Source organism: Halogranum gelatinilyticum (assembly GCF_900103715.1).
GTDB lineage: Archaea > Halobacteriota > Halobacteria > Halobacteriales > Haloferacaceae > Halogranum > Halogranum gelatinilyticum.
The window spans coordinates 80,050-105,651 of sequence record NZ_FNHL01000003.1 but is presented as its reverse complement, the minus strand read 5'-3'; the positions used below and the strand labels follow the sequence as shown (position 1 = coordinate 105,651).

24 protein-coding genes and 1 tRNA gene are annotated in these 25,602 nt (G+C 67.4%); 15 read left to right on the top strand and 10 right to left on the bottom strand.

The window, feature by feature from the left end; translation table 11 throughout:
- The first annotated feature begins 14 nt into the window (after positions 1-14).
- Together BLR57_RS11870 and BLR57_RS11865 are read left to right on the top strand one after the other, a co-directional pair.
- A complete protein-coding gene (locus BLR57_RS11870; RefSeq protein ID WP_089697768.1) occupies positions 15-866 on the top strand; it encodes a shikimate kinase in 852 nt (283 codons plus the stop codon).
- The gene (locus tag BLR57_RS11865; RefSeq protein WP_089697767.1) at positions 863-1,159 is read left to right on the top strand and encodes a chorismate mutase; all 297 of its coding nucleotides are present in this window, start codon (positions 863-865) and stop codon (positions 1,157-1,159) included. The genes BLR57_RS11870 and BLR57_RS11865 overlap by 4 nt, the downstream gene beginning before the upstream one ends.
- A 2-nt stretch (positions 1,160-1,161) precedes the next feature.
- Here BLR57_RS11865 and BLR57_RS19725 read toward each other — a convergent pair whose 3' ends face one another.
- A complete protein-coding gene (locus tag BLR57_RS19725; protein WP_244510008.1) occupies positions 1,162-2,580 on the bottom strand; it encodes a hypothetical protein in 1,419 nt (472 codons plus the stop codon).
- 238 nt (positions 2,581-2,818) lie between these two features.
- On the opposite strand from BLR57_RS19725, the gene BLR57_RS11855 reads away from it, so the two are divergent.
- Both BLR57_RS11855 and BLR57_RS11850 read left to right on the top strand, forming a co-directional pair.
- A complete protein-coding gene (locus BLR57_RS11855; protein ID WP_211603248.1) occupies positions 2,819-3,376 on the top strand; it encodes a LysE family translocator in 558 nt (185 codons plus the stop codon).
- A gap of 106 nt (positions 3,377-3,482) precedes the next feature.
- A complete protein-coding gene (locus BLR57_RS11850; protein ID WP_089697765.1) occupies positions 3,483-4,319 on the top strand; it encodes an alpha/beta fold hydrolase in 837 nt (278 codons plus the stop codon).
- A gap of 6 nt (positions 4,320-4,325) precedes the next feature.
- Here BLR57_RS11850 and BLR57_RS11845 read toward each other — a convergent pair whose 3' ends face one another.
- Both BLR57_RS11845 and BLR57_RS11840 read right to left on the bottom strand, forming a co-directional pair.
- Positions 4,326-5,015: a carbonic anhydrase gene (locus BLR57_RS11845; RefSeq protein WP_089697764.1), complete on the bottom strand. Its 690-nt coding sequence runs from the start codon at positions 5,013-5,015 to the stop codon at positions 4,326-4,328.
- Between the two features lie 58 nt (positions 5,016-5,073).
- The gene (locus tag BLR57_RS11840) at positions 5,074-6,048 is read right to left on the bottom strand and encodes an SDR family NAD(P)-dependent oxidoreductase (protein WP_211603246.1); all 975 of its coding nucleotides are present in this window, start codon (positions 6,046-6,048) and stop codon (positions 5,074-5,076) included.
- A gap of 20 nt (positions 6,049-6,068) precedes the next feature.
- Here BLR57_RS11840 and BLR57_RS11835 point away from each other — a divergent pair, with 20 nt between their 5' ends.
- Positions 6,069-6,866: a helix-turn-helix transcriptional regulator gene (locus BLR57_RS11835; protein ID WP_089697763.1), complete on the top strand. Its 798-nt coding sequence runs from the start codon at positions 6,069-6,071 to the stop codon at positions 6,864-6,866.
- A 191-nt stretch (positions 6,867-7,057) separates the two neighbouring features.
- A complete protein-coding gene (locus BLR57_RS11830) occupies positions 7,058-11,932 on the top strand; it encodes a right-handed parallel beta-helix repeat-containing protein (protein WP_139173343.1) in 4,875 nt (1,624 codons plus the stop codon).
- Between the two features lie 11 nt (positions 11,933-11,943).
- Here the strand turns inward: BLR57_RS11830 and surE are convergent, their stop codons facing one another.
- The 3 genes from surE to BLR57_RS11815 form a co-directional block, all read right to left on the bottom strand.
- A complete protein-coding gene (surE, locus tag BLR57_RS11825; RefSeq protein ID WP_089697761.1) occupies positions 11,944-12,726 on the bottom strand; it encodes a 5'/3'-nucleotidase SurE in 783 nt (260 codons plus the stop codon).
- Positions 12,727-12,869: 143 nt separating this feature from the next.
- The gene (locus tag BLR57_RS11820; protein WP_089697760.1) at positions 12,870-13,253 is read right to left on the bottom strand and encodes a DUF7522 family protein; all 384 of its coding nucleotides are present in this window, start codon (positions 13,251-13,253) and stop codon (positions 12,870-12,872) included.
- A gap of 84 nt (positions 13,254-13,337) precedes the next feature.
- Entirely contained in the window at positions 13,338-13,772 is a 435-nt protein-coding gene (locus BLR57_RS11815) for a PRC-barrel domain-containing protein (protein ID WP_089697759.1), read from the bottom strand.
- A 111-nt stretch (positions 13,773-13,883) separates the two neighbouring features.
- On the opposite strand from BLR57_RS11815, the gene BLR57_RS11810 reads away from it, so the two are divergent.
- From BLR57_RS11810 to BLR57_RS11800, 3 genes are all read left to right on the top strand, one after another.
- On the top strand, positions 13,884-14,573 hold the full coding sequence (locus tag BLR57_RS11810; protein ID WP_089697758.1) for a plastocyanin/azurin family copper-binding protein: 690 nt from the start codon (positions 13,884-13,886) through the stop codon (positions 14,571-14,573).
- A 103-nt stretch (positions 14,574-14,676) separates the two neighbouring features.
- On the top strand, positions 14,677-15,060 hold the full coding sequence (locus BLR57_RS11805) for a DUF5798 family protein (RefSeq protein WP_089697757.1): 384 nt from the start codon (positions 14,677-14,679) through the stop codon (positions 15,058-15,060).
- 154 nt (positions 15,061-15,214) lie between these two features.
- The gene (locus BLR57_RS11800; RefSeq protein WP_089697756.1) at positions 15,215-16,195 is read left to right on the top strand and encodes a PLP-dependent cysteine synthase family protein; all 981 of its coding nucleotides are present in this window, start codon (positions 15,215-15,217) and stop codon (positions 16,193-16,195) included.
- 123 nt (positions 16,196-16,318) lie between these two features.
- Here the strand turns inward: BLR57_RS11800 and BLR57_RS11795 are convergent, their stop codons facing one another.
- The 3 genes from BLR57_RS11795 to BLR57_RS11785 form a co-directional block, all read right to left on the bottom strand.
- Complete coding sequence (locus tag BLR57_RS11795) at positions 16,319-16,741, bottom strand: CoA-binding protein (protein ID WP_089697755.1); 423 nt, start codon at positions 16,739-16,741, stop codon at positions 16,319-16,321.
- A gap of 89 nt (positions 16,742-16,830) precedes the next feature.
- Positions 16,831-17,442 carry an RAD55 family ATPase gene (locus BLR57_RS11790; RefSeq protein ID WP_089697754.1) on the bottom strand — a complete coding sequence of 204 codons (612 nt, stop codon included), beginning with the start codon at positions 17,440-17,442 and terminating at the stop codon, positions 16,831-16,833.
- 303 nt (positions 17,443-17,745) lie between these two features.
- Positions 17,746-18,882, bottom strand: a complete 1,137-nt coding sequence (locus tag BLR57_RS11785) for a hypothetical protein (RefSeq protein ID WP_089697753.1) — start codon at positions 18,880-18,882, stop codon at positions 17,746-17,748.
- A gap of 168 nt (positions 18,883-19,050) precedes the next feature.
- Here BLR57_RS11785 and BLR57_RS11780 point away from each other — a divergent pair, with 168 nt between their 5' ends.
- Both BLR57_RS11780 and BLR57_RS11775 read left to right on the top strand, forming a co-directional pair.
- Positions 19,051-20,334, top strand: a complete 1,284-nt coding sequence (locus BLR57_RS11780; protein WP_089697752.1) for a geranylgeranylglyceryl/heptaprenylglyceryl phosphate synthase — start codon at positions 19,051-19,053, stop codon at positions 20,332-20,334.
- Positions 20,335-20,407: 73 nt separating this feature from the next.
- A tRNA-Arg gene (locus BLR57_RS11775) sits at positions 20,408-20,482 on the top strand.
- A 69-nt stretch (positions 20,483-20,551) separates the two neighbouring features.
- Here BLR57_RS11775 and BLR57_RS11770 read toward each other — a convergent pair.
- Positions 20,552-21,418, bottom strand: coding sequence for a DUF7537 family lipoprotein (locus BLR57_RS11770; RefSeq protein ID WP_089697751.1), 867 nt, complete (start codon positions 21,416-21,418; stop codon positions 20,552-20,554).
- Between the two features lie 127 nt (positions 21,419-21,545).
- Between BLR57_RS11770 and BLR57_RS11765 the strand changes: the two genes are divergently transcribed.
- The 4 genes from BLR57_RS11765 (at position 21,546) to BLR57_RS11750 (ending at position 25,491) form a co-directional block, all read left to right on the top strand.
- The gene (locus BLR57_RS11765; RefSeq protein WP_089697750.1) at positions 21,546-21,983 is read left to right on the top strand and encodes an arsenate-mycothiol transferase ArsC; all 438 of its coding nucleotides are present in this window, start codon (positions 21,546-21,548) and stop codon (positions 21,981-21,983) included.
- A gap of 119 nt (positions 21,984-22,102) precedes the next feature.
- Positions 22,103-23,338: a hypothetical protein gene (locus BLR57_RS11760; RefSeq protein ID WP_089697749.1), complete on the top strand. Its 1,236-nt coding sequence runs from the start codon at positions 22,103-22,105 to the stop codon at positions 23,336-23,338.
- A gap of 189 nt (positions 23,339-23,527) precedes the next feature.
- Entirely contained in the window at positions 23,528-24,997 is a 1,470-nt protein-coding gene (locus BLR57_RS11755; protein WP_089697748.1) for a lamin tail domain-containing protein, read from the top strand.
- A complete protein-coding gene (locus tag BLR57_RS11750; protein ID WP_089697747.1) occupies positions 24,997-25,491 on the top strand; it encodes a DUF3006 family protein in 495 nt (164 codons plus the stop codon). Before BLR57_RS11755 ends, BLR57_RS11750 begins: the two co-directional genes overlap by 1 nt.
- The last annotated feature ends 111 nt before the right edge of the window (positions 25,492-25,602 follow it).

Here is a 25,602-nt window from a genome sequence, read left to right as displayed (position 1 = left end):
GGCAGTCCCCACGTATGAACGGCCGAGCGGCCGCCCTCGGGGCGGGAACCGTGTTGAACGCCCTCGCGACCGGCTTCGGGTCGGCGTTCGCCATCGACGCCGAGACGCGCGCGACCGTCGAACTCGACGACACCGGGACGGTCGACGGCGCGGTCGACGGCGTCCCCGACGCCGACACGCGACTGATCGAACGCTGCGTCGAACTCGTCGTCGAGGAGTTCGGCAACGGCCAGGGCGGCCACGTCCGAACGGAGAGCGACGTGCCGATGGCCGCGGGGCTGAAGAGTTCCAGCGCGGCCGCGAACGCGACCGTGTTGGCGACGCTCGACGCGCTCGACGCCGCCGACGAACTGTCGAGAGAGGCCGCCTGTCGCCTCGGTGTGCAGGCCGCCCGCGACGCCGGTGTGACCGTCACCGGCGCGTTCGACGACGCCTCGGCGAGTATGCTCGGCGGCGTCACCGTCACCGACAACGCCGAGGACGACCTGCGCAAGCACGAACCCGTCGAGTGGGACGTCCTCGTCTGGACGCCGCCCGAACAGGCGTTCTCGGCCGACGCCGACGTCGACCGCTGTCACGACGTCGCGCCGATGGCGGATCTCGTCTACGACCTCGCGCTCGACGGCCGGTACGGCGAGGCGATGACGGTCAACGGGCTGGCCTTCTCGGCCGCACTGGACTTTCCGACGGACCCCGCGGTCGAGGCGATGCCCCACGTCGACGGCGTCTCGCTGTCGGGCACCGGCCCGAGCGTCGTCGCCGTCGGCGAGCGCGAGCAGTTGGAGACGGTGAAGGACCGCTGGGACGAACGAGACGGCACGACACGGCTGACCACCACACGGAACGACGGAGCACGCATCCTATGACACAGAACGAAGCACGACCCGAAGAGATGAATCTGGACGAACTGCGCGAGGAGATCGAAGACATCGACCGGGAGATCGTCGAACTCATCGCCCGGCGGACCTACGTCGCCGACACCGTCGCGCAGGTCAAAGCCGAGAAGGACCTGCCGACGACCGACGAGTCCCAGGAGGAGCGCGTGATGGAACGCGCCGGGACGAACGCGGCGCATTTCGAGGTCGACTCGAACCTCGTGAAGGCCATCTTCCGGCTGCTCATCGAGATGAACAAGGCCGAACAGCGCGAGAGTCGGTAGGGCTAGTTGACCGCCTTCGACAGCTCAGCTCCCGCCTTGAACTTCACGTCCTGAGACGCCCGACTCGCGCTGGTCAGGTGAAGCACCGGCGCGTCTACCGACACGTGGGTCACGAACCGGTGATTCTCTCCGTTCACACCGTCATCAACTCTGGTCTCCCCACCTCGACTGGTGATGACATCGATGATGTCCTCCGCCAAGCCGTCGACTCCTCGCTCAACGAACTCCTCCACAGTACCCGAATCAATCCGTGCCCCCCGCAGCGCACGCTCACCAGAACTTGACCGCTTCACCACATCCTCCAGCCCGTCCCCATCCAAGTCCCCGCCCCCAACAGGAACAACACTCGTCGGGCCGGCTATCGAAACCACCGTCACCGAGTTCTCGTACAGCGCGGCGTCGTCGATGACCCACCCACCCGTGTACACGAGCTGGTCGTTGCTCTCACACCGCTGAACGTACAACAACGCTGGGAACGACTTCGGACACCGCGGCGGCTGTACCATCACCTGAAACACCGACACCCCAGTCGACGAACCAACCTCCGTCGTCCGCGCCCAGCCACCCGACCCGCACCGTTCCAGTTCAAAAGGCCATTGGACACTACAAACCTGCTCAGAGCCACGGCCCGAGCCCGGCGGCGAACTCACAACCAACACCGACCCATCCTCCGCCCGAATGGCCTCCAGACTCCCGCCCGTCGACACCGGTCCCGTCACCTCCGCAACGAAGTGCGGCGTTGTCCCACAAACCGCTCCCGGGAACACCTCCGGGTCGTTATCATCGCAATCACCTCCTCCATCCTGACCGGCCTTCGGCGTCCCCCACGAGTACACCCGGCCTTCGCCGCTGGATTTACCCGTGAGATACGCGACCAGCCGCTCCGGCGTCACCGCTTCCCGGATACTCCCGTTCCCACCCGGAACCGCGGCGTCGGGCAGGCAGACGGTAAACCGCTCGGCGACCATCGGGTTTCCGTCCAGATACGCGACGAGTTCGTCGTCCTCGTCAGCATCAGCCACGCCGTCGTCGTCGGAATCTTCATCCGACCCCCGCAGCGAGTGACGGTTACTCCGCGACGAGTTGTGATTCTGCGCGAAAAGCGGCGAGGAGGTGACCCAGCCCTCCATCTCGACCCGCTCGGCCAGCGTCGGCGTCAGCCGACTCACGTGTGGCTCACCGACGGCGAACTCGCCGACACTCTCTCCCTGCGTCCCTGCGAACACCGCCGCAGGCGACGCGGCCGTATTCGTCACCGACGACGCGACGCGGTTCAGACAGCCGGCGAGCGACCCGAGCGCGACCGCACCGACTCCCGTGAGCAGGCGACGACGACTCGTGGTAGCGTGTGACATATCTCGCGAGATACCGACCGGTCTTCGTGAACTCATGATGGACTGATAGACGGGCGGCGTAATCATAAGTATATTTATAAATCTAGTACAGAATGTTCACTCCGGAATCCAGCGGTCGACGGTCCGTGTCCGCTCTCAGCAGCCTGAGCGAGGTCGAACGGAGCAAGTTCGGTAGCACATGACACACCAGCAGAAGCTATATCGCGGAGAGTCGCCTCCGAGCGGTCGTAGGTGATGCGTATTAACGACGACAATCGGCATCCTGATTCAGGGTATCGTTCTCGGGTTCTCGATTGCGGCCCCGGTGGGTCCAATCGGCATCCTGTGCATCCAGCGAACGCTTTCTAAGGGGAGACGCTCCGGCTTCGTCAGCGGTCTCGGAGCGGCGTCTGCGGACGCCGTCTACGGGGCGATTGCGGGCTTCGGAGTCACGGCACTGTCCTCGCTCCTGCTCGACTACCGGACGGGAATCCGCGTCGGTGGGGGACTCTTGCTCCTGGCTCTCGGCGTCCAGTCGTTCCGTGCGGAACCGGCGGAGACGGCGGCCTCGGCCGCGGACGTACGGGGTCTCGCCGGTGACTACGGGTCCACGTTCCTGTTGACGGTGACCAACCCGCTCACCGTCCTCGCCTTCGTCGGCATCTTCGCCGGACTGGGTGTCGGCGCGTCGGGTGACACCACCGACGCCGCCGTGCTGGTCGGGGGCGTCTTCCTCGGGTCGGCACTGTGGTGGTTCGTCCTGAGCCTCGGTGTGAGCTTCTTCCGGTCACGGTTCACGCGGCCGGTCATGCGTCGGGTGAACCAGCTGGCGGGCGCAGTCGTCGTCGGGTTCGGGCTCCTCGCGCTCTGGGGTGTGTTCTAACCCACCCCGTGCCCCCGCGACCGGGCTTCGCCCGCGACGACGACAAGATACGTTCGGCCCACTCGTCAGCCGCCAGTTCATGCTCGTCTCGCCCCTCTAGAGGGCTATGCCCTTCGTCCAGACCGGCGACAGCCGGACGTACTACGAGCAGCGCGGCGACGGCCCGCCGGTCGTCTTCGTCCACGCGGCCATCCTCGACCACTCGCTGTGGGACGCCCAAGCCGAGGCACTCGCCGACGAGTATACGACCGTCGTCTACGACCTCCGCGGCCACGGCCGGACCGGCGGGTCGACACGGGAGCAGTACGCCGTCGAACTGCTCGCCGACGACCTCCACGCGCTCGTGACGGGTCTCGGGCTGGACCGCCCGGTCGTCTGCGGTCTCTCGCTCGGCGGCCTCGTCGCACAGTCCTACGCGGCGCGGTATCCAGACGACCTGTCGGGGCTCGTTCTCGCCGACACGTTCACCCCACCCATCCTCTCTCGCGGGGAGTGGTTCCTGCGACGCGTCGTCCTGAACGCGCTCGTGTATCCGGTCCGGCTCGTCGGCTACGAGCGTGTCGAGAAGGCAAACGTCTGGCTGACTGAACGTGTCTTCCGCGGCTCCGGCGGCGACTACGAGCAGATCGAACAGCTCCGTGCGACCGGGCCGAAGATGACCACCGACGAGTTCGCGAAGGTGATTCACTCGATGACGCGGTTCCACGAGGAGCGCGTCGACCTCGCGGCCATCGCTGTGCCGACGCTCGTCCTCTACGGCGAGCACGAACTGCCGTTCGTGCGGCACCACGCGGCCGAGCTGGCCGCACGACTCCGCGACGTCGCGGTCGACGTGATTCCTGACGCTGGCCACGCCTCGAACCTCGACGCGCCCGACGAGTTCACCGACACCGTCCGTCGGTTCCTGCGCGAGCGCGTCGCTCTCTACGAAGCGAGCGAGTGACCAGAATCAGTACGTCCAGAGGCGGTTGATGCGGTCTTCGACCTCGGGGTGGGACTCGCGCAAGCTGTCGACGTCGGTCTCGCCGTCGACGTTGACGAGCTGGACCTCGCCGCGTTCGCCGCCGTAGACGTCCTGAAAGTCGTAGACGACGCCGACGACGCTCACGCCGTCGGGGACGTCGTCGCTGTCGCACAGAAACTCGACCTGTCGGTCGACGTTGTACTCGACGAGCCGGTTGACCGCTCCGGCGCGGCCGACGTCGTCGGGAAGCGTCTCGACGCCGGGTCGCAGATGCGGCTTCAGGAGGTCGAGACAGTATTCGATACCGGCCGGCTCGGAGCCTTCGGGGAGGCGGCCAGTGAGTGCGTCGTACGTCGCCGTCACGGCCCCACAGCCCGTGTGGCCGACGACGACCACTGTCTCCGTCCCCGTGTGGGCGACGGGATAGAGCACGTCGCCCGAGACGACCGGGCCGGCCTCGGTCCGCTGAATCACGCGGTTGCCGATGTTGCCGACCGTGAAGACCTGTCCGGGTTCGTCGTTGCCCCAGATGTGGTCTTGAAGGACGCGCGAGTCCGAACAGCAGACCGTCACCGCACCGGGAAACTGCGCGTCCTGTACCGTGTCGAACCGGTCGCGGAACTCCCGGACGTGGCGTAGATTGACACGGAGCAGGTCGACGACCAGCTGATTCACTGGTGAGACACACACGTCGGAGGATATAGTGGTTGGTGCTCCCGCAACCAGCGGACGCTCACAGCAGCTCGGTGTCCAAGTAGAACGGCTCGGGCTGTGACCCGTCGACGTCGGTGAAGCCGTACTCGGTCCCGAGGTCGGCAGTCTTGTAGACACCCCCCGACTTCCCCATCACCCCGTCGTCGCCGGCGAGTGCGACGACCGCGCGGCCGACGAACTCCGGCGAGTGGGTCGTGTCGGGCACGTCCTCGTCCATCTCCGCGAACGCCCGCTCGACGCGCTCCGTGCTGACGAAGCCGGGATGCAGGACGACCGAGGCGACGCCGTGCGGCCGAAGTTCGTGGGCGACGGCCTTGCCCATGCGGTCGACGGCGGTCTTCGCAACGTCGTACATCACGCTGCCTCTGTACTTCTCGCCGTCACCGGCAGAGACGAAGACGACGAGGCCGTCGCCTTCCTCGATCATCGTCGGCGCGGCGAGTCGCGTGGCGGTGTAGTGTGCGCGGACGCCGGCGTCGAACATCCCCGGCCACCGGTCCAACGACTGCTCCCAGAAGGGGTCGGCGAAGGTCTCGTCGTGACCCTCGTAGCCGCCCCAGACGTTGTTGACGAGCACGTCGAGTCGTCCCTGTTCGTCGGCGATTCGCTCGAACAGTGCCGCCACGTCGCCGTCGACGGTGTGGTCACAGTGGACGGCGACGCCCTCGCCGCCACGCTCGGTGACGAGGTCGGCCGTCTCGGTGACGGTGCCCGGGAGGTCCTCGGTCCGGTCGTCGTCGACGCTTCGACCCGTGACGTACACTGTCGCGCCGGCACTGCCGAGTTCGAGAGCGACACCGCGGCCGACGCCACGGCTCGCGCCCGTGATGAGCGCGACCGTGTCGGAGAGGTCAGCACGAGTCACTGACTGTGCGGTCATGCTCCACTCGTCGACGTCGACGGAGAAAAACTCGCGTGCGTCGGCGTCGGTTCGCGTGGTCAGCGGCCGCAGGACGTGGTGTCCCTGACGAACTGCGCGGGGGATATATGTCACCGTAGTCGAATGGGGTGGGTATGTCAACAGCTCTCGAGGACGTCGCGTTTCTCACGCGGTCGCCGAACCGGGTGGCCGTGTTGGCCGCGCTCGCGAGCGGGCCGCAGCGCAGACACGAACTCGTCGAGGCGACGGGTGCCTCACGGGTGACCGTCGGCCGTATCCTGCGCGACCTCGACACCCGCGGCTGGGTCGCCCGCGACGGCCCGACCTACGAGACGACGACGCGCGGCCGACTGGTCGCCGAGAGCCTCTCGTCGCTCCGCGAACGGCTCGACGCCATCGACCGACTCGATCCCGTCCTCGCACACTTCCCCGCCGACCGCCTCGACGTCCCGCTCGAAGCCTTCGCCGACGCCGAGGTGACCGTTCCCGACGCGACCGCGCCGAACCGACACCACCGCCGCATCGGGACCGTCGGTGCCGCCGCCGCCGAGGCGCGGATGTACTCACACGGGGTGACGCGCGAAGCGACCGAAATCCACCGACAGGCGGTCTGTACGGACGGACAGCGGTGCGAACTCCTGCTCAGCCAGCAGGGCTTCGACGACAGCCTCGACGACGAGCAGGTCCGTGCGGGGTTCCGCGACATCGTTGCGGCGGAGAACGCGACCGTCTCGACGGTCGACGAGGGACCGCCGGTCCCGTTCCTCGCTCGCTTCGACGGCCGCGCGTTCGTCGGCGTCACCGACGACGAGGGCGTCCCGCAGGGTGCCGTCGAGTCGACGGACGCGACCCTCCTCGCGTGGGTCGACGCCACCCTCGACGACCTCGCTGCCGAGGCGACGCCGCAGCAGCCCGACCGCTTCACGTCCTGACCGAGTCTGACCGATTCTCGCCGCTTCGACCCCTGAATGCCCCGTTCACACCGTGAACGGCCGTTCACGCGGTAAGGTAACGTCTCTCGTTCACGCTGTGAAAACATGATTAGAAGAGAGAGTGACTCGAACTCCGATGGGTCACGGGCGGTACAGCGGTGGGCGGCGACACGGCCGACGACGAGAGAGTGGTGGCGTACGCGACCGACGACGGAGCAGTGGTGACGATGTCGTCGACCGACAGTGTCAGATCCTACTTCGCGCTCGTCGTGACGGTGCTCGTCGTCACCGGTGGGTTCGTCGGGTTCGTCGGGTTCGTCGGCGTCGGACCGGCGGCAGCAGCCGGCAACACGCTCGTCGTCGACCCGGCTGACCCGAGCGCGTACGACACGGTCCAAGCGGCACTCGACGCGTCGAGCGACGGCGACACGGTCGAAGTCCGGCCGGGAACCTACCCCGAGGAGGTGGCCATCTCGACGGCCGTCACGCTGACCGCGCCGTCGGGGGCGACGCTCGACGGGTCGAGTTTCGGGACCGACAGCGTCGGCATCGACATCGACCCGAGTCTGTCGTCGGGGCTCCTCGTCGAGGGCTTCACCGTCGAGGGCTACGGCGACGGCATCAGCGTCGGCGGGACGACCGGCGACGCGAGCTACGGCGACACCGGCGAGACGGAGATCGTCGGCGGCTGGACGATTCAGGACGTGACCGTCCGGAACAACGCCGACGACGGACTCGACGTCGCCGCGGCGACCGGGTCGGCGTGGACGATGACTGGCGTCACCGCCGTCGACAACGGCGACGAGGGTATCGAAATCGGCGGTCCCGGTGGCTCCGTCGCGTGGACGATGGATTCGGTCGAGTCCTCCCGGAACGGCGACAAGGGTATCTTCGTCAGCCTCTCGACCGGCACGTGGTCGATACTCGACTCGACGACGGACGACAACGACAACGCGGGCGTCTACATCACCAGCCGCGACAGCACGTGGACCATCGGTCGGCACACCGCGACGGGCAACGGCGCGACGGGCATCGACGTCGCCGGAAGCTTCAGCGACGCGTGGACGGTCCACAACTCGACGCTCTCGAACAACCAGGGGTCGGGTATCGGCAACGGCGGCGGCATCGCCGGCGACTGGGAAATCCGAGACACCGTCACCGAGAGCAACTACGACTTCGGTGTCTACGTCCCGAACGCACCCGACGACTGGCGTCTCCGCAACGTCACCGTCCGCGACAACAGCTGGGGCGGCATCTCCGTGCAGGGCACGGAAGGTAACTGGCGCATCGACGACTCGACAATCGAAAACAACGGCGACTACCGCGGTCTCGACGCCATCGAAGCAAAGTACACCGAAGGTGCCTGGGCCATCGACAACACCAGTATCGTCGGCAACGCCAACGGCGGCATCGACGCCGAAGGCGGCGACTACACCGGCGACGCCACCGGCAACTGGTGGGGGCAGGCGAGCGGTCCCACGGGGACCCAGTGCGTCGGCAACGTCGACTGCTCGTCGCCGCTCCCGTCGGCACCGGGGACGACCCCGCCCACGACGGCCACTGTCGCGGGGACGGTCACGGACGCGTCGGGCACGCCGCTCGACGGGATCCTCGTCGTCGTCTCCCGCGACGACGGCACCGGGTCGTTCGTCGATCTGCCGGGTGTCGGCACCGACGCCAACGGACAGTACAGTGCCGAGGTGGACGTTCCCTCCGGCCAGACGAACGTCGACGTCCGCGTCCGCTTCGTCGACGCCGACGACGTCTACGCCTCCGAGTCCTACGACGAGGCACTCGACCCCAACGACGCGACGACGGTCCCCGTCAAGGCGGGGACGACCGTCACTGTCGACGAGGATCTGCTCGTCGAGGACGACGTGACCGGCGGCTTCGCCGGGACCGTGACGACCGACGCGGGCGACCCGCTGTCGGGCGTCGAGGTGACGGTGTTCCGCGACGACGGGACCGGGACCTTCCGCGAGTGGACGACCGAGCGGACGGACGCGAACGGCGAGTACGACATCGCGGTCCGGCCGGTCAGCCAGTCCGACGCCGACGTCACCGCCAAACTGCGGTTCGTCGACCCCTCCGGCCTCTACGCGACCGAGTGGTACGAGAGCGTCGGCGAGGCCGCGACGCAGTCCGACGCCGAGGCGGTCACGGCCGCGGTCGGGAGCGCGCAGTCGAATCTGGACGTCTCGCTCGGCGACGCGAGCGTCGCCACCGTCGCGGGGACCGTGACCGACGAGGCGGGCGATCCGCTGGACGGCATCCTCGTCGTCGTCTCCCGCGACGACGGCACCGGGTCGTTCACCGACGTCGGCACGACCAACACGCTCTCGACGGGGCGGTATTCGTTCGAGGCCGACGTGCCCTCGGGTCAGTCGAGCGTCGACCTGCGGGTTCGGTTTGTCGACGCCGACGACGTCTACGCCTCCGAGTCCTACGACGACGCGCTCGACCCCGACGACGCGACGACGGTCACCGTCCCCGCTGGCACGACGGGTACCGTCGACGAGGACTTGCTCCTCGAAGACGACGTGACTGGGCGGTTCCTCGGGACGCTGACCGACGAATCCGGCGCGCCGGTCTCCGGGATCGACGTGACGGTCTTCCGCGACGACGGGACCGGGACCTTCCGCGAGTGGACGACCGAGCGGACGGATGCGAACGGCGAGTACGACATCGCCGTCCGGCCGGTCAGTCAATCCGACGCGTCGGTCGACGCCAAGCTCCGGTTCTCCGACCCCGACGAGGAGTACGCGACCGAGTGGTACAAGAGCGGGACGGTCAACGCCCGGAGCGGCAGCGACGCCGAGGCCGTCACCGCCGCTGTCGGCAACGGTCTCATCGACCTCGACGAGGAGCTACAGGACAACGTCGTCACGGTCGGCGGCATCGTCGACAACGCGGAGAACGAGCGGTTGGAGGGCATCAGCGTGCGCGTCTACCGCGACGACGGGACGGGACAGTTCGTCCTCTACAGCCCCGCGACCACGACGACCGACAGTTCGGGGCGGTACACCACCGAAGTCGCGCCGCTGCCCGGCGAGTCGACGGTCCGCTTCCGCGTCAAGTTCTCCGACCCCGGCGATGACTACGGTCGGATCTTCTACCGCGACGCGCTCAACCCCGACAACGCCGAAGTCCTCGAATACGTCAGCGGGACGAAACTTCCGAACGTGCCGGGGACGCTCTCGCCCAGACAAGACGTGTCCGTCCGCTACTTGGGGTCGGTCTACGACGGGGCGGACCAGTCGACGCCGCTTGAGGACGTCCGGGTGACGATCTTCCGCGACGACGGCACCGGTACGTTCCGCGAGTGGACCAACGTCCGGACCGACGAGAACGGCTACTGGGAGACCGACGTCTACCCGCCCGAAGGCGAGTCCGAGGTCGCCGTGAAGATACGCTACCGCGACGAGACGGGGAAGTTCGTCGAGGAGTGGGAGTTCGACGCCCCAAGCGAGGCGACCGCAGACGTGAAAGCCGCCAGCGTCGGCAACTCCTTCCTGCTGTACGGGACGCGACTCGCCCGCGACGAGACGGCGACGGTCAGCGGCGCGGTGACCGACAGATACGGCAACCGGCTGAGCGGTATCGAGGTGACGCTCTACCGGCACGACGGCGTCGGGGCGTCGGAGCCGTACGCCACCACCACGACGCGGGACGTCACCGGCCAGTACCGGTTCGACGTGCCCGCGCCGTACGGCGAGTCCACGGTCGGCACGCGCCTCCGGTTCCACGACCCGAGCGGTGAGTACGCCCCGATGTGGTACGACGACGCGCGCCGCCGGGCCAACTCGACCAGACTGAACACCGCCGTCGGCGACAGCTCCGGGGGGCACTTCCAGACGCTCTTCGAGGCCGGTCTCCTCCTCGACGTCCGGGTCCAGGCACTCTCGACCTGTCCAGACCCCACCGACGCCGACAGCTGTACCTTCGCCGACGCCACCGACGAGGTGACCGTCGACCCCGGCGAGGAGGTCGCAATCCGTTACGAACTGTGGAACGGCGACGACCGGACCTATCCCAGCTACGAGCTGACCGACTCGGAGACCGGGGCGAGCCTGCAGAACTCCGGCTCGGGACTCCCCCGCGGCTCCATCGTCGGCACCGAGGCGACGCTGACCGCGCCAATCGTCGACGGGACGTACGACTACGAGGTCGACGCGTCCGGGGTGAACTCCCTCGGAGAGACGACTACCGACAACGACTGGTACACGGTCAAAGTGACCGGCTCGGTCGTCCAGACGGTCAAGACCGACGGGCAGTTCGACGCGACCGTCTCGAACGCCGGCTCCGGCCAGTCGGTGCTCGTCGATGGCGGCGCGAGCGGGATGTCGGCGGCGGCGAACACGACCTTCGAGAGCCTGCGGCTGACGACCGCTGGCGGCGACTTCACGCTCAGCACGACCGCGAGCGACGCGGCACCGGCCGGGACCCAGCGGCTCGCGACCGGGTCGGGACCGACGCTCGGCTATCTCACGGTCGACCACTCGGTGCCCGACTCGCAGATCGACGGTGCCGTCTTCCGGTTCCGGGTGAACAAGTCGACGCTCGCCGACGCAAGCGCGTCGCCGAGCGACCTGCGACTCTACCGCTACGTCGGCGGCTCGCCGACGGCGTTGTCGACGACGCTCGTCCGCGAGACGCCGACGCAGTACGTCTTCGAGACGGACTCGCCCGGACTGTCGGTGTTCGCCGTGGGCGTGCGCGAGTCGCGCCGTGGTGGTGGCGGTGGCGGCGGTGGTGGTGGTAGTGGCGGCGGAGATGGCGGTAGTAGCGGTGGTGACGATGGCAGTAGCAGTGACATCGACGACGGGACCGAGGACGTCGAAGCCACGTCGACCGCCACGCCCGCGTCGGCGACGACGACAGCCGAGTCGCCGACGTCGACGCCGACGGTCACGGCGTCGCCAACCGCGACAGCCGAGCCGACGAGTCCCGCACCGCCGACGACGGCTACCAGAACCGAGACGCGGAGTCCGGGGTTGGGGCCGCTCGCGGCACTGCTCGCGCTGTTGCTCGTCGCGGTGGCAGCGCGACGAGAGAGTCGGCAGTAGCGAGAAGTAGGTCAGTCGCGGTAGGCCGCGGCGAGACCGTCCAGCGACTCGTGGTGTTCGGTCGTGTGCGGCGCGGTCAACGGCGAGACGCTGACGTTCCCCTCGACGAGCGTCCGGCGGTCGGTGCCCTCGGGGTCGGGGATGTCGCCGTCGCGCATCCGCTCCCAGATACGGTCGACGAGGCGGACGGTCGAGTTCTCGTGTTCGGCCGTCATGTCGTAGAGCGTCGACGGCTCGGTGATGACCATGTCCGCGGGTTCCTCACCCGGCATCGGCGCGTTGACGTTCAGATACTCCGCCTGCTCGAAGACGCCGCCGTCGATGGCGTGTTTGACGAGGAAGGTCGCCGCGTCGGTCGCCTCGCGGTAATCTTCGGGTTCGTTGGCCCGCTCGCGCCAGTCGCCCTCGCCCTCGGGGACGTACAGCGAGACGGCGATGGCAGGGACATCGAAGAAGGCGGCCTCGACGGCGGCACTGACGGTGCCCGAGCGGCCGAGGACGTACGCGCCGAGGTTCGCGCCCTTGTTACAGCCCGCGACGACCATGTCGACGTCGGGACAGAGCGATCCGAGGCCCGCCACCGTACAGTCGGCGGGTGTCCCGTGGATGGCGTAGCCGAGTTCGTGCTCCGCGACGTCGGCCTCGTGTGACATCGCCCGCCCGACGGCACTCTTGTCGTCGGCGGGGGCGACCGCCGTCACGTCGGCGAACTCGTCGAGCGCGTCGTAGAGTGCGCGAAAGCCAACGCTCTCGATGCCGTCGTCGTTGGTCAGAAGGATGCGGGGTGTGTCCATGGCTGAACCTGTGACGGCGGCCGCAAAAACACACCGGTGGGGGCTGTCCGTGCGCCGTCTCCGAAACCCGGATGGACAGGAAGGTTCGGACGGTTCGGACGGTTCGGACGGTTCGGCCGGTTTGGCCGGTTCGACCGGTGGAGTCAGTCGTCGTCCGAAAGGCTTCGGACTATCTCGATGACCCTCGGGACGGTCGCTTCGTCGTCGCCGAGACCGATGTAGATGGTCGGGATGTCGTCGAAGCCCCAGGCCATGACGTTGATGCCGTCCTCGAAGTAGCGGACGGTGAACTCCAACGAGCCGATCGGCTCGAAGAGCGACTCCTGTCGGGACGCGCCGACCTGTTCGAGGGAGATGTCGTCGACGATCTGTTTCGTGTCCTCCGGCGAGTACTGTGAGAGAATCTCCTCGTCGGCGTAGACGACCTGGTACTCACGCGTCTTGAAGTCGCCGTAGAACACCGTTCGGAGCTCGTCACCGACTTCGTCGCGGAGCGTCGTCGCCAGTTCGTCTATCTTACTCGCCATTGGCTACCGGACAGTTCCCCCGCGAAGCATATCAATACTTTCAATGATTACAGGGTAGGGGTGGCGACGCGAGACGGCAGACTGCTACTCGATCGGCCGTCTCCCCCCGCTGTCGACATCGTTCGTGTCGGTCGTGTCGGTACCGTCGGCAGCGTCAGCAGCACCAGAAACGTCGGGTGCGTCGGCAGTGTCAGCAACGTCGGCAGTATCGGAAGCATCGGCGGGACCGCCGCCCGAGTCGGCCGCGCCCGGCGGCGAGAACCGCTCGACCGCAGCGGCGACGACGACGATGTCGTCGACGGCGACGACCCAGCGGAAGGGAACGTGGACGCCGCGGGCGTCGCGCGGATAGGTGCCGAAGAGGTCGGTGTTGAGGTCGGCGAGCGCGAGACTCGTCGCGAGCCCGCCCTCCAAGTCGACGGCGACACCTGTCGCAGTGCCGACGTGTGTACCGTTCGTCGTGTAGACGTCGCGGCCGACGAACTCGGTGACCGGTCGGCCTATCGTGTCAGGGACCATGACAGTCGCACATCTCAACGAGCCGTAATATATTTCTCGGTCGTCGGCATCGGCAGACGGCCGTCTCGGTTCGGAACGTGCATTTATTCGGTCTCCTCCCGTAGTTCCGTCATGCGTTCCTCCACCATCCACCGAGCGACGACGGAAGCGCTTCGGTCCGACAGACAGCCCTCCTCGGAACAGTCGTCGACGACACGGCGTGGATTTCTGCGCGGAGTCGGTGTCGCTGGCGCGGCCGCGGTCGCCGGTCCCGCGGCCACCCCGGTCGCTGCCCAGGAAGACGGGTCGAGCGGGGGGACCGAACACGTCGTCGACATGACCGACGACCTGATCTTCGACCCCGAGACGCTGACGGTCGCGCCCGGCGACACCGTCCGCTGGGTCAACGTCGGCGGTGTCGGCCACAGTGTCACCGCCTACGAAGACGGCATCCCCGACGACGCCGCGTTCTTCGCCAGCGGCGACTTCGAGACCGAGTCGGCCGCTCGGAGCGGCTATCCGCAGCGCGGCGACGTCACTGGCGGCGAAGAGTACAGCCACACGTTCGAGGTCGAAGGCGATTACGAGTACTTCTGCATCCCTCACGAGACCGTCGGAATGGTCGGCGAGATCTCCGTCGTCCCCGGTGGAGCGACGCCGGAGCCTGCGGTGAACGTCCCGACGGTCCCGGATTCGGCGAAGTCGCTGGCACTGGCGACGACGACGGCACTCGTCTCGGTCGTCGCCCTCGCGTACTTCTTCCTGAAGTACGGTGGTGATTACGGCGGCCAAGAGCCGTCGGGACGAGCGGGTCGTCGCTGACACCGGAGGCGGGTGAGTGGGTCGTCGGCGACGCCGGAGGCAGATGAGCGAGTCGGCGACGCAAGCCGGAACGCACACAAGGGAGCGCGTGTATCCTCCGACCATGGGACTCGGAAGCACGGCCAAAAATCTCCAGAAGGTCGCGAAGATGGCGGAGGAACTCTACCAGAGACTCAACGAGGTCCGCGACCAGGTCACGGAGATGCAGGTGACGGTCAAGGACACGAAAGCCCGCGTCGAGGCACTCGAAGCCGAGAACGCCGAACAGCGGGCGTTGCTCGAAGCCATCGCCGAGGAGCAGGGCATCGACCTCGACGCCGTCACGGCGAAGGCACACATCACGGAAGCCGAGCGCAAAGCAGCCGAGGCGGACAGCGAGACCGAGAGCGCGAAAGACGGCGCGTCGGACGCGGACGGCGACGGAGCCGAGTCGGCGGACGAGACGGAGACGACCCCGGCGTCCGACGGCGGACGGGACGCGAACTGAGCCGCTCTTTCTCACTCGACGCCGTTCCTCGCGAGCGACCGCTATCTTCGGCCACCAGTCCTCGGCCGCTAATGGTCGACCGCTAGTCGCCAGTCGCCGGTCGCCGACAATCGGATGGCAACCTTAACCAACTGGGGCAACATTTGCCTCGGTAATGACGACCCATCGAGCCCCCCTTGACTCCGTCCTCGACACGGTCGGCGAGACGCCGCTCGTCTCGGTCCACGCCGCGCCGGACGAGGTTCCCGTCTACGCGAAACTGGAGTCGTTCAACCCCGGTGCGAGCATCAAAGACCGCATCGGGAAGTACATGCTCGAACAGATGCTCGAACAGGGAACCATCTCCCCCGGTGGGACGGTCATCGAGCCGACTGCGGGCAACACGGGCATCGGCTTCGCCGTCGCGGCGGGCCAGTTGGACGTGAACGCCATATTCGTGGTTCCCGAGCGGTTCAGCGTCGAGAAACAGCAGCTCATGCGCGCGCTCGGCGCGGAGGTCATCAACACGCCCACGGCCGACGGGATGGGCGGTGCGATCGACCGCGCCCACCAACTCGCCGAGGAACTCGACGGTGCCGTCGTCCCCCAGCAGTTCCAGAACCCGCTCAACGCCGAGGCACACTACGAAACCACGGCTCCGGAGGTCTACGACGCGCTCGACGCCGAAGTCGGAGCCATCGTCGCGGGCTGCGGGACCGCGGGCACGCTGATGGGGATGGCGCGCTACGGGCGCGAGATGCACGAAGACACCTACGTCGTCGCCGTCGAACCCGAGGGCTCGCTCTACGCGACGCTGAAGGGGACGGACGCCGAAGAGGCCGAGTACAAGACCGAGGGCATCGGAACGCACGACACGTCGACGAACGAGCTGTTCGACCCCGAGCTCGTCGACGAGGTCGTGCAGGTGCCGGACCGCGACACCCACACCGAGATGCAGCGGCTCGCCAGCGAGGAGGGGCAGCTCGTCGCGTCGAGTGCCGCGGCCAACAGCCTCGTCGCCCAGCAGGTCGCCCGCGACATCCGCGACGGCGAGACCGACGCCCCCTACGACTCCGTCGTCACGGTCTTCGCCGACTCCAGCGAACGCTACCTCTCGAAGGGTGTGTACGGTGAGTACGAGGAGTGGCAAGGCTAGCCGTCGACACGCGGTGCCAGTCGGCGGCATGCAGGGATAGCCGCCGACACGCGGAGCCAGTCGGCAGCGTACAGGATAGCCGTCGACATACGGGGCCAGTCGGTGCGTAGACCGCGATTCTGTCTACCGAACCAACATGCCGTGTTCGACCTTCATACACTTGTCTTGCACCACGCGTAGTCCAGCCTCCTCGGCCCGCGCGGCGGCCTCGTCGTGTTCGATACCGAGTTGGAGCCAGACGGCCTGGACGTCACCGCGGTCCTCGTGGCGGGCGAGCACGTCGTCGACGATGTCGGGCACCTCCTCGCTCGGCCGGAAGACGTTGACGAGATCGACGTCTTCCTCGATGTCGGCCAGGCTGTCGTAGGCGTGTTCGCCGAGGATCTCGTCGGCGAAGGGGTTGACCGGAATCACGTCGTAGCCGTGTCGCTGGAGGTACGCCGGAATCTCGTGGGCGGCCTTGCCGGGGGTGGTCGAGCAGCCGACGACCGCGATGGTTTGGAGGTCGAGCAGCTCGCGCAGACCGTCGTCGTCAGTGATGGGCATGACTGAAGAGAGACGCGAGAACGGCAAAAGGCTTCGTCCGGTGGGCGGGGGCGGTACACACGACGACACCGCACCGCGTCGGCGACGACTCAGTCGCTCGCGAGTCGGAGCGTGGGTTCACCGTCCTCGTGGGTCGTGACGATGCCGTCGAACAGCTGTTTGAGCGTGTTCATCGTCCGGTCGTCGTGGGCCGTCGAGTCGATACAGAACAGCCCGAGCCCGTCGACGCTCTGGATGCGGCCGGTGAAGACGTGGAGGAACCGGAAGACGGTCTGGAGGTTCGAATACATCAGGAGCGTCGACAGCGAGTGGACCATGATGCGGTTGCGCTCGATGCCCTGGTCCTGGTAGAACGCCTGGAGGAACTCCGAGAGCTTGATTCCGATGCCGGTCATGTCCACCGGCGAGGAGGTGTACTTGATGCGGTCGTCGTCGCGGATGTCGCTGACGCCCTGCTGGCGGGTGACGCAGTCGACGACGGCGACGGGGTTGCCCTCGTAGGGGACGCGTTTGGCGTAGTCGTCGAGGACACGGTCGGCACTGTCTTTGGTCGTGACGACGATGGCACCGTTGCCCTCACGGGTCCCTTCGGCGAGGATGTCGAGTGCCAGCGACCGCTTGCCGGTCAGCGGCGGCCCGGTGACCAAGATGTTCGTTCCCGGCTCGACCTCGGCACCGAGGTCTGGACCGAGGTCATACATGTGGCGCCTCCGCCAGCCGCCGGGCTCTCCGGTGGCCGACCATATGACGCTCCGTCTCGCCGGGAGTCATCAACTGATAGCAACATCCCGTGAGCCGGTAATATTCTTTTTGATTAAGAGGGTGCCACGAGGAGTGCCAGGAGTGTCTGTTCACGGATGTGTCGTTGGCGAAACAATGGCCGTCTCGACAATATCTCTGTCGGTCTCCGTCCGTCGATAGCCACCACTGTCGGCCGAGAGACGGCGGCGGCCGCCGGTGGTCCGTTGACCCGGTCGGCGTCGGTGCCCGGAGGCGACGCCGACTCACTGGTCGGTGGCAGCCAGCGCGGCCAGTCGGTCGAGTGACTGCTGTCTGATGTACTCGATTGCCATGTTGGTCAGATGGTCGGGCGAACACGCCTCGGCCCGGTCGAGATATTCGACGACCACCTCACGGAGGTTCTCGACGCCCGTCTCGCGGTCGGCCGCGAGGTTCAACTCCGCCGTCACGGGCGTCAGCTGCGTCCGACGGTCCTCGGGGTAGTCGTCGGTGTCGTCGAGACCGACCTGTGCGGCGATGACCATGAGGACGATGGAACGCTTGAATCCCTCACCGAGTTCCACGTCGAGGTCCGCCTCGTACATGTTCAGCATATCCTCGTAGAGGATGCCGACCCGGAGATACTGCGTCAGGAAGTACGGCAGGTCGGCGTCGGCCGCGAAGAGGTCAAGCGGCTCCTCCGGCTCGGCGAACTTGTACCGCTCGCGGATCTCGTCGGCGACGGTCGCTCGCTGCTCCTCCGTGCCGTCCTCGTTGGCGGCGTGATACCGCTCCAAGAGGTCGCGGAACGCCTCGTCGTCGTCTTGGTGACCCTCGGAGAGGTCGACGGCGTGCTGGTAGGACTCGCGGACGGCGGCGGGGGTGTCCGGCTCCTCGAACCACGCCTGGACGTTCTCGGCCAGCGTCGCCTGCGCCCGCTCGGCGACCGTCGACTTCGGCCGCGCGTTCGTCTCGAAGTCCTCGTACTCGGCGTCGTTGATGGCGTCGCGCATGTCGCCGTCGACGAGTGCCTGGACGATGTTGTAGGTCGTCGCCCGACTCTCGCGGGCGAGGTCGTCGTCGACGTCGCGGACGTGCCGCAGTACGGGAACGTCGTTGGCGACGAGACAGAGCCGTCCGAGCGTCAAGAGTGCCGGGAGCACGAGCCGGGTGTCGTAGTCGAACCGCACCGTGTCGCCGACGCCGACCGTCTCGATGGCTCCCTCGTCGACCGCGCGTTCGAGGTCGAGTTCGACCTCGCGGAACATCCGCGCGGTCATCGCCTCGATGTCGTCGTCGACCTCCGACCGCAACAGGAGCATCGGGACCACACTCGGGTCGCGGGAGCGGCCGACGTAGCGGAGGAACGCCCGCGCGATGGGCGGCGTCCGCGACCGGACCGCGACTGCTAAGTCCTGCATTGGTTGTGTCATACACGACCCGATACATATGGGTTGTGAACGACCCGACGGCCGTGGCTCTCACTCATGTCACCGTACCTACTGCGTCGCCGACGCTCGCAGTGCGTCGCCCACGCCGCTGACGACAACCCGTGAGCTATTTAGCCGCTGCAGCGGCCTCTCGGAGTAATGGCTGCCCTCGACGACGTCGCCCGCGCGGTCGGCCGTCTCGCCAGCGTCGTCCGTAGCGGTGTGCGGACGCTCGGGCCGGTCGACTCCAACCCCGTCCCGACCGACTGGACGCACGTCACCAAACTCGACCCCGAACACGCCAAGAAGCTCCCGCTGCTCTACCCGCTCTATCTCCAACACACGAGTGCCGTCTCCGTCGGCGGCTCCAGCGACGTCACCGCCGCGAACACCGAGGAGACCTTCACACTGCTCTCGCCGCTCACCGTCCCCGTCTTCCACGAACCGAGCGGCCCGCGCCACATCACCCACCGCACCCGCGACGCGGCGGCCTTCATCGCCATCCCCGAGGTGCTCAACGGCGACTCCGAGTCGCTCGTCGGCACGCTCGGCGTCGGTATCGAACACATCCGCGAACAGCTCGCGCCCGAACTGCTCGACGATGCCCTGCCACGGTGGACACCCGAGCGAATCGTCGACGCGCTCGCCAACGTCGCTACCTCCGTGCTGCTCTCGGAGGCCGTCTTCGAGGCCTACATCATCCAGAACCCCGACAGCGCGGCGGCTCGTGAGGCCAACGTCGGTCCCGACGACCTACTCTCGCCGACGGAAGCGAAACAGCACGCGATGGCCGCCGAACGCCACCTCGACAGCGAACTCGTCTATCTGGAGTACTCGGGAACCTACGGCGACGAGGAGGCAACGGCTATCCTCGACGCGGTTTCGGAGGGTCTCGACTGGTCGCGGCTCTGGTACGGCGGCGGTCTCGACTCGCGGGAAGGCGTCGAAGCGATGCTCGACGCCGGGGCCGACACGGTCGTCGTCGGCAACGCCTTCCACGACGTCGCCGACGAGGAAGCCGAGTTGGTCGCGGCAGCGACCGAGACGCTCGCGACGGACGCCGACGAGACGGCCGTCCGCGAGTGGCTGACCGAGACGGTCGACGTCGCCGACTCCGCGGCCGCACGCTATCTCTCGACGGTCCCCTCGGTCGCGGACCCGACGTCGACCGCCGAAGACGCGCTCGTCGCGTCGGTCCGAACCGCGCTCGAACTCGACGGGCTGGCCGAGCAGGTCTCGGAAGCCGAGCCGTCGACCCGTGCGGAGCTTCGCGCGGCCGTCGACGACGCCGGGAATCTGCCGGGGGCGCGCTACCTCGACGAGTCGATGTGCAAGCATCCCGAGGCGATGGCACGCTCAGTGGCGGTCGACGTGCTGGCCCGTCGTCTCGGTCTCGATATCGACGGACGGCTCCCCGTCTCACATCTGAGCACCGACCGCTGAGGTGTGTCTCTCGGTCGCACTGCCGACACGAATCCGGGGGTTTAAAACCAAAGCCGGATGTAGAAGGTGGTGAGGGCGCTTAGCTCAGTCTGGACAGAGTGCTTGGCTTCGGACCAAGTTGCCGTGGGTTCAAATCCTGCAGCGCCCATGATTCTGCGAAAAACTACGTGACGAGTCGCATCGAAGTCGAGAACACCGCCCGCTACTCGTCTCGTTCTCAGTAGTCGCTCTGCGTCGTCGCCTCCGACACCCATTCAGGTTCTTCAACGACCGTCGTTCCGATATCCGAGTAGCGGAGCTCGAACTGGAGCCGAACAGTCTCGCCACCTTCGGCGACTTCGACGTCGTAGCTCAGCTGTCGAATCACGCCCGCGTCGTCGACGAGTAGTCGGAGGTCGAAGACGCCCACCGAGCTCGTGTCGAACTCGGCCGTCGAAGCCGTGCTGTCCGGAAGCGAGAGTTGGTCGACGTCCGAGACGGTGTAGACGTGGAGCGTCTCGCCGTCGACGGTGGTCGTGCCTTCGTACGTGACGTTCTCGGATTCGGCGTCGAGATCGGTCGTCACGTTCATCGCCGAGAGGTAGGTCGAGAGGTTGTACTCGTCGGCGGGTACTCGCTGGTACTGGACGGAGTCGCCGAACGACGAACGCTGGACGGCCGTGCCGTCGGGGGCGACGTAGAGGTCGAAGACCATCGTCGTGTCCGGCCGGTCGCCGATACCCGATAGATTGGCGTGAATCAGCTGCGCGCCGCTGTCGACGTCGGCGCGGACCGTCCAGTCGAACGCGAACTCTTGGGTCTCGTTCGGTGTGCTCCGAGTCGTCCGTATCGAGTAGTCGAGCTTGAAGCTCTCGGCGTCGCGGAGAGCAGTCGTGTGCGACGTAGCGAGTGTCGTCGATTCGAGCGGATGTGTGCCAGCCGCCGGCGCGTCGTCGCCAGTCGACTCGCCAGTAGTCGGAGCCGTTGTAGTCGGCGAGGCGTCAGGGGTATCGGTGCCCGTGTCGGTTCCTGCGCCCCCGAGACAGCCGGCGAGGACGACGAGGGTGACGAGCAGGATGGTGAGAAGTCGGTGGTGCGAAAGCATCGGTCACACGAGGCTTTGCGACGGGATAAGTCGGTCTGTGCAGCCAAGAGAGTCCTGCCTACGACTATATCCCGCACAGTAGATTCTGACCAGAACCGATTTGTGAGGGCTTCTCCCACCAGTTCGTATGAACGTCGCATTCGTCTGCGTCCAGAACGCCGGGCGGAGTCAGATGGCCACCGCATTCGCCGAACAGGAGCGTCGTCGCCGTGGCGTCGAGGACGAAATTGGCGTCGTCACCGGCGGCACGCAGCCCGCAGACCACGTCCACGAGGAGGTCGTCACGGTCATGAACGAGGTCGGTCTCGACCTCTCCGAGCGGACGCCCCGAGAGGTCACGTTCGAGGAGCTGCAGGCGGTCGACATGGTGATCACGATGGGCTGCTCCGCGGAGGACGTCTGTCCGGCAACGTGGGACGGCGAGAACCGCGACTGGGGACTCGACGACCCCGACGGCCAGGACCTCGATGCAGTGCGGGGGATTCGCGACGAAATCCGCGAGCGCGTCGTCGCCCTCTTCGACGAGATTCTCGCGGACGCAGGCCACGACGACGTAGGGAACTAAGACGTCGGCGTCGCCGACCGCGCCGACCGCACCGACCGCGCCGACCACGCCGACGAACCGACGCAGGAGTGAACCCCAACGCTCGGTAGTTTCTTCTCCCGCTCGCCTGAAGCGAGCGTATGTCCAGTGCGGCGCGGGGATTGACGGAGCCACACGTCCTCGCCTACGCGAAGCGTCGGCTCTTCCCCGACGACGAGGGATACGCCGTCGTCGACACGCAGTTCGCGACCGACCAGTGGCTGGCGGATGTCAGCATCGACGCCGACGTCCGCGAGGCACTCGCGCCGTTCAACCACGTCCACGTCGGTTCGGGCTACCCCGACCTCGTCGGCGCGCGCGTCCTCGACGCCGACATGCTCGCAGTCGAGCGCTTCGGCGACACGCCCCCGCTCGTCGTCGTCGAGGCGAAGGGCTACACCCAGCGCGGCGGCGTCGACGTGGAACGCGGCGTCGTGCAGGCCTACGACCGGCTCCACGAGGCCAACGCGGCCTACGTCGCCGCCCCGGTCGAGGCCGTGAGCCAGTCGGCTCGCACCCTCGCTCGTGAGTTGAACGTCGGCGTCCTCGGGGTCGCCGGCGACGGCGACGTGCAGCCGATGGAGGTGCCCCGACTCGTCGGGACGCACACGACGAGCGAGACCGACGCGGTGCAGTTGCGAGCGGGACCACAGGCACTCACCGACCGCTCGTTCGGCCTCAACCACCCGAAGAACTACCTCGGCTACCCGCTCGCGGTGGCCCATCCAGCTGACACCGCAGCCGTCCTCTCGGAGCGTGTCGTCGGTGCGGTCGACAGTGCTCGGAAAGGGGCCGTCTCGCTCGGGCTAATCGAGTCCCATCCGGCCGGCGACCGGCTCACCCAACTCGGTCGGGAGGTCGTCCGGTTCGCCCGCCGCGAGTACGGCTCCGTCGACGCGGCACTCGACGCCTTCGACGACTGGAAGGGGTCACCGACGCGGTTTTGCGACCTCGCGCCGCGATGGGGGCTGCTCGCACGGCAGGTCGTCCTCAGCCATCCAGCGACGCAGTTGCTCGTCGAGGAGCTCCAGCATCTGCACGAGGACCGTGTCCGCGAACCGACGCTCGTCGAGTTCGTCACCTACCTCCACGAACTGCATCCGTCGTTCACCGTCGAACTGTTCCTCCGCGGGAACGACGACGTGCGGTCGCGGCTGCTGACGGAAGACGGGGACCTCAGGACCGGAGAACTCACCGACGGCAACGTCTACCACTCGCCGACGGTCTTCCAGCTGAAGGCGATGTGCTACCACAAGGGAATCCTCACCGAACGCGGAGCCGAGCCCTCGAATCTCGACCCGACGACGGACGTATGGGCACTCCGCGAGCCCGTATAGTCGGACTCAGCACTTCCTGAGGGGACGGAGTGTCGCTCCTGCGCCCCGACGACGAGGCTGACGGGGAGAGAGGCGGGATGCATCGTAACCGCCAGGCTCCGTCAGCGGAGTCTCCGCTCCGACGTATCGCACGCACAGACTGCTGTGACGAGCAGAAGGATTGTCTCCCTGGGGGTCCTCTGTGGGGTGATGGACTCCCACCGACTCGTCGTCGTCGCGTTCGCCGCCCTCGTCGTCCTCGCGGGCTGTGCGTCTCCCGCTGGCGACACCGGCTCGCCCGTTTCCGACGGCGCGACGAACGACGCGACGGCGACCCCCGCGACGACCGACGCCGACAGCCCGCCATCCTCGCCTGCCGCACCGGGCGGTACACTCGAAGTCCACTTCATCAACGTCGGCCAGTCGTCGGCGACGCTCGTCGTCGGGCCGGACGGCGAGACGATGCTCGTCGACACGGGCGACTTCACCGACGACGGCGAGGAGGTACTCGCGTATCTCGACCGCGTCGGTGTCGACCGTATCGACCATCTCGTGACGACCCACAACGACGCCGACCACATCGGCGGCCACGCAGCCGTCATCGACCATTACGAAACAGACGGGGAGGGTGTCGGTGCGATCTACGACCCCGGTATCGCCGCGTCGACGGCGACCTACGGCCGCTATCTCGACGCCGTCGAGGAGCACGACGTGCCGCTCTACGAGGTCCGCGCGGACGACGTGCTCCCGTTCGACGGCGCGGAGGTCCGCGTGCTCGCGCCGCCGGAGGACTATCTCGCTAACGACGAGCGCAACGAGAACAGCGTCGTCCTCCACGTGGCCTTCGGCGAGGCGCGGTTCCTCCTCACGGGCGACGGCGAGGACGCCGCCGAAGAGTATCTCGTCGAGACCTACGGCTCGGAGCTCCGGGCGTCGGTCCTGACGGCGGGCCACCACGGCAGCCGGACGAGCACGAGCGCGGGGCTGCTCGACGCCACCGGGCCGCAGGTCGTCGTGATCTCCAGTGCCTACGACTCGCGGTTCGGCCACCCCCACCAGGAGACGCTCGACAAACTCGCCGCGCGGGAACTCCCGACCTACTGGACGGGTACCCACGGCGACGTGGTCGTCCGCACCGACGGGGAGCGACTGACGGTGGCGACCCAGCGCGACGCGCCGACGGACCCGAGTCGCCTGCGCGACGCCCCGGCCGTCGAACCCGGAACGACCGACCCGGTCGAGACCCGCGTCACCCTCGACGTGACGACGGGGAGTGCGTCGGACAGTCCGGTGACGGCCGTCGCGACTGACGGTGGCAGCGAAACCGACGGTTCGACGAGCGGGGCGACGGACTCACTCGCGCTCGTGGACGTCCACGCTGACGCCGACGGCGACGACCGCGACAACCTCGGCGACGAGTACGTCGTCTTCGAGAACGTCGGCGACGGCCCGCTGGATCTCTCGGGGTGGACCGTCTCGGACGAGGCGGGCGCGACCTACACCGTTCCCGACGGCGTGACGCTCGCTGCGGGCGAGCGGCTGACGCTCCGAACCGGCTCGGGGACGGACACCGAGACCGAACTCCACTGGGGCCGGGAGTCGCCCGTCTGGAACAACGATGGCGACGTCGTCACGGTGGCGACCGCCGCGGGCGACGTGGTCATTCAGGAGGCCTACTGATGGACGATACGAACGACACCAACGACACCAACGACACCAACGACACGGACAACACGAACGACGCGGCCGACGCGAACGAGACACACACAGACGCGGACGACGGCAGCTACACGGCAGTACTCGACCGTATCGAGACGGGGAGTGACGAGGAGTTGGCGGTGCTCGTCCTCGAACGCGACGGTCGGGCTGTCGGCGACCTCGTGGTCGCACTCGACGCGCTCCCCTCCGAGGGACGCGCGGCCGACACGGTGCTGGAGGTCGTCGTCGAGGACGGCAAGCTCGCCGCCGCGACGGTCGACGCCGAGGAGACGACGAACCGTCGGGACCGCGCGCAGGGTCGCTTCCGACGGCTCGCACGTCGGCTGCCGCGTGAGGAGCGTGCGGCCGACGAGTCGGACGGGAGCGACGACGAACCGGACGGGATGGACGGGAGCGACGACGAGACGAGCGAGATGAACGAGCCGGACGGGACCGACGACGCACACACCGAGTGAGCCGTTCGTTCATTTCTATTGATATTCCCGAGGCGGACGAGCGTCCGCCGACACTGGAATTCGGTTGTCAACACGAAACACACATTTACCCTGCTGCTGTTTTGCTGGCAA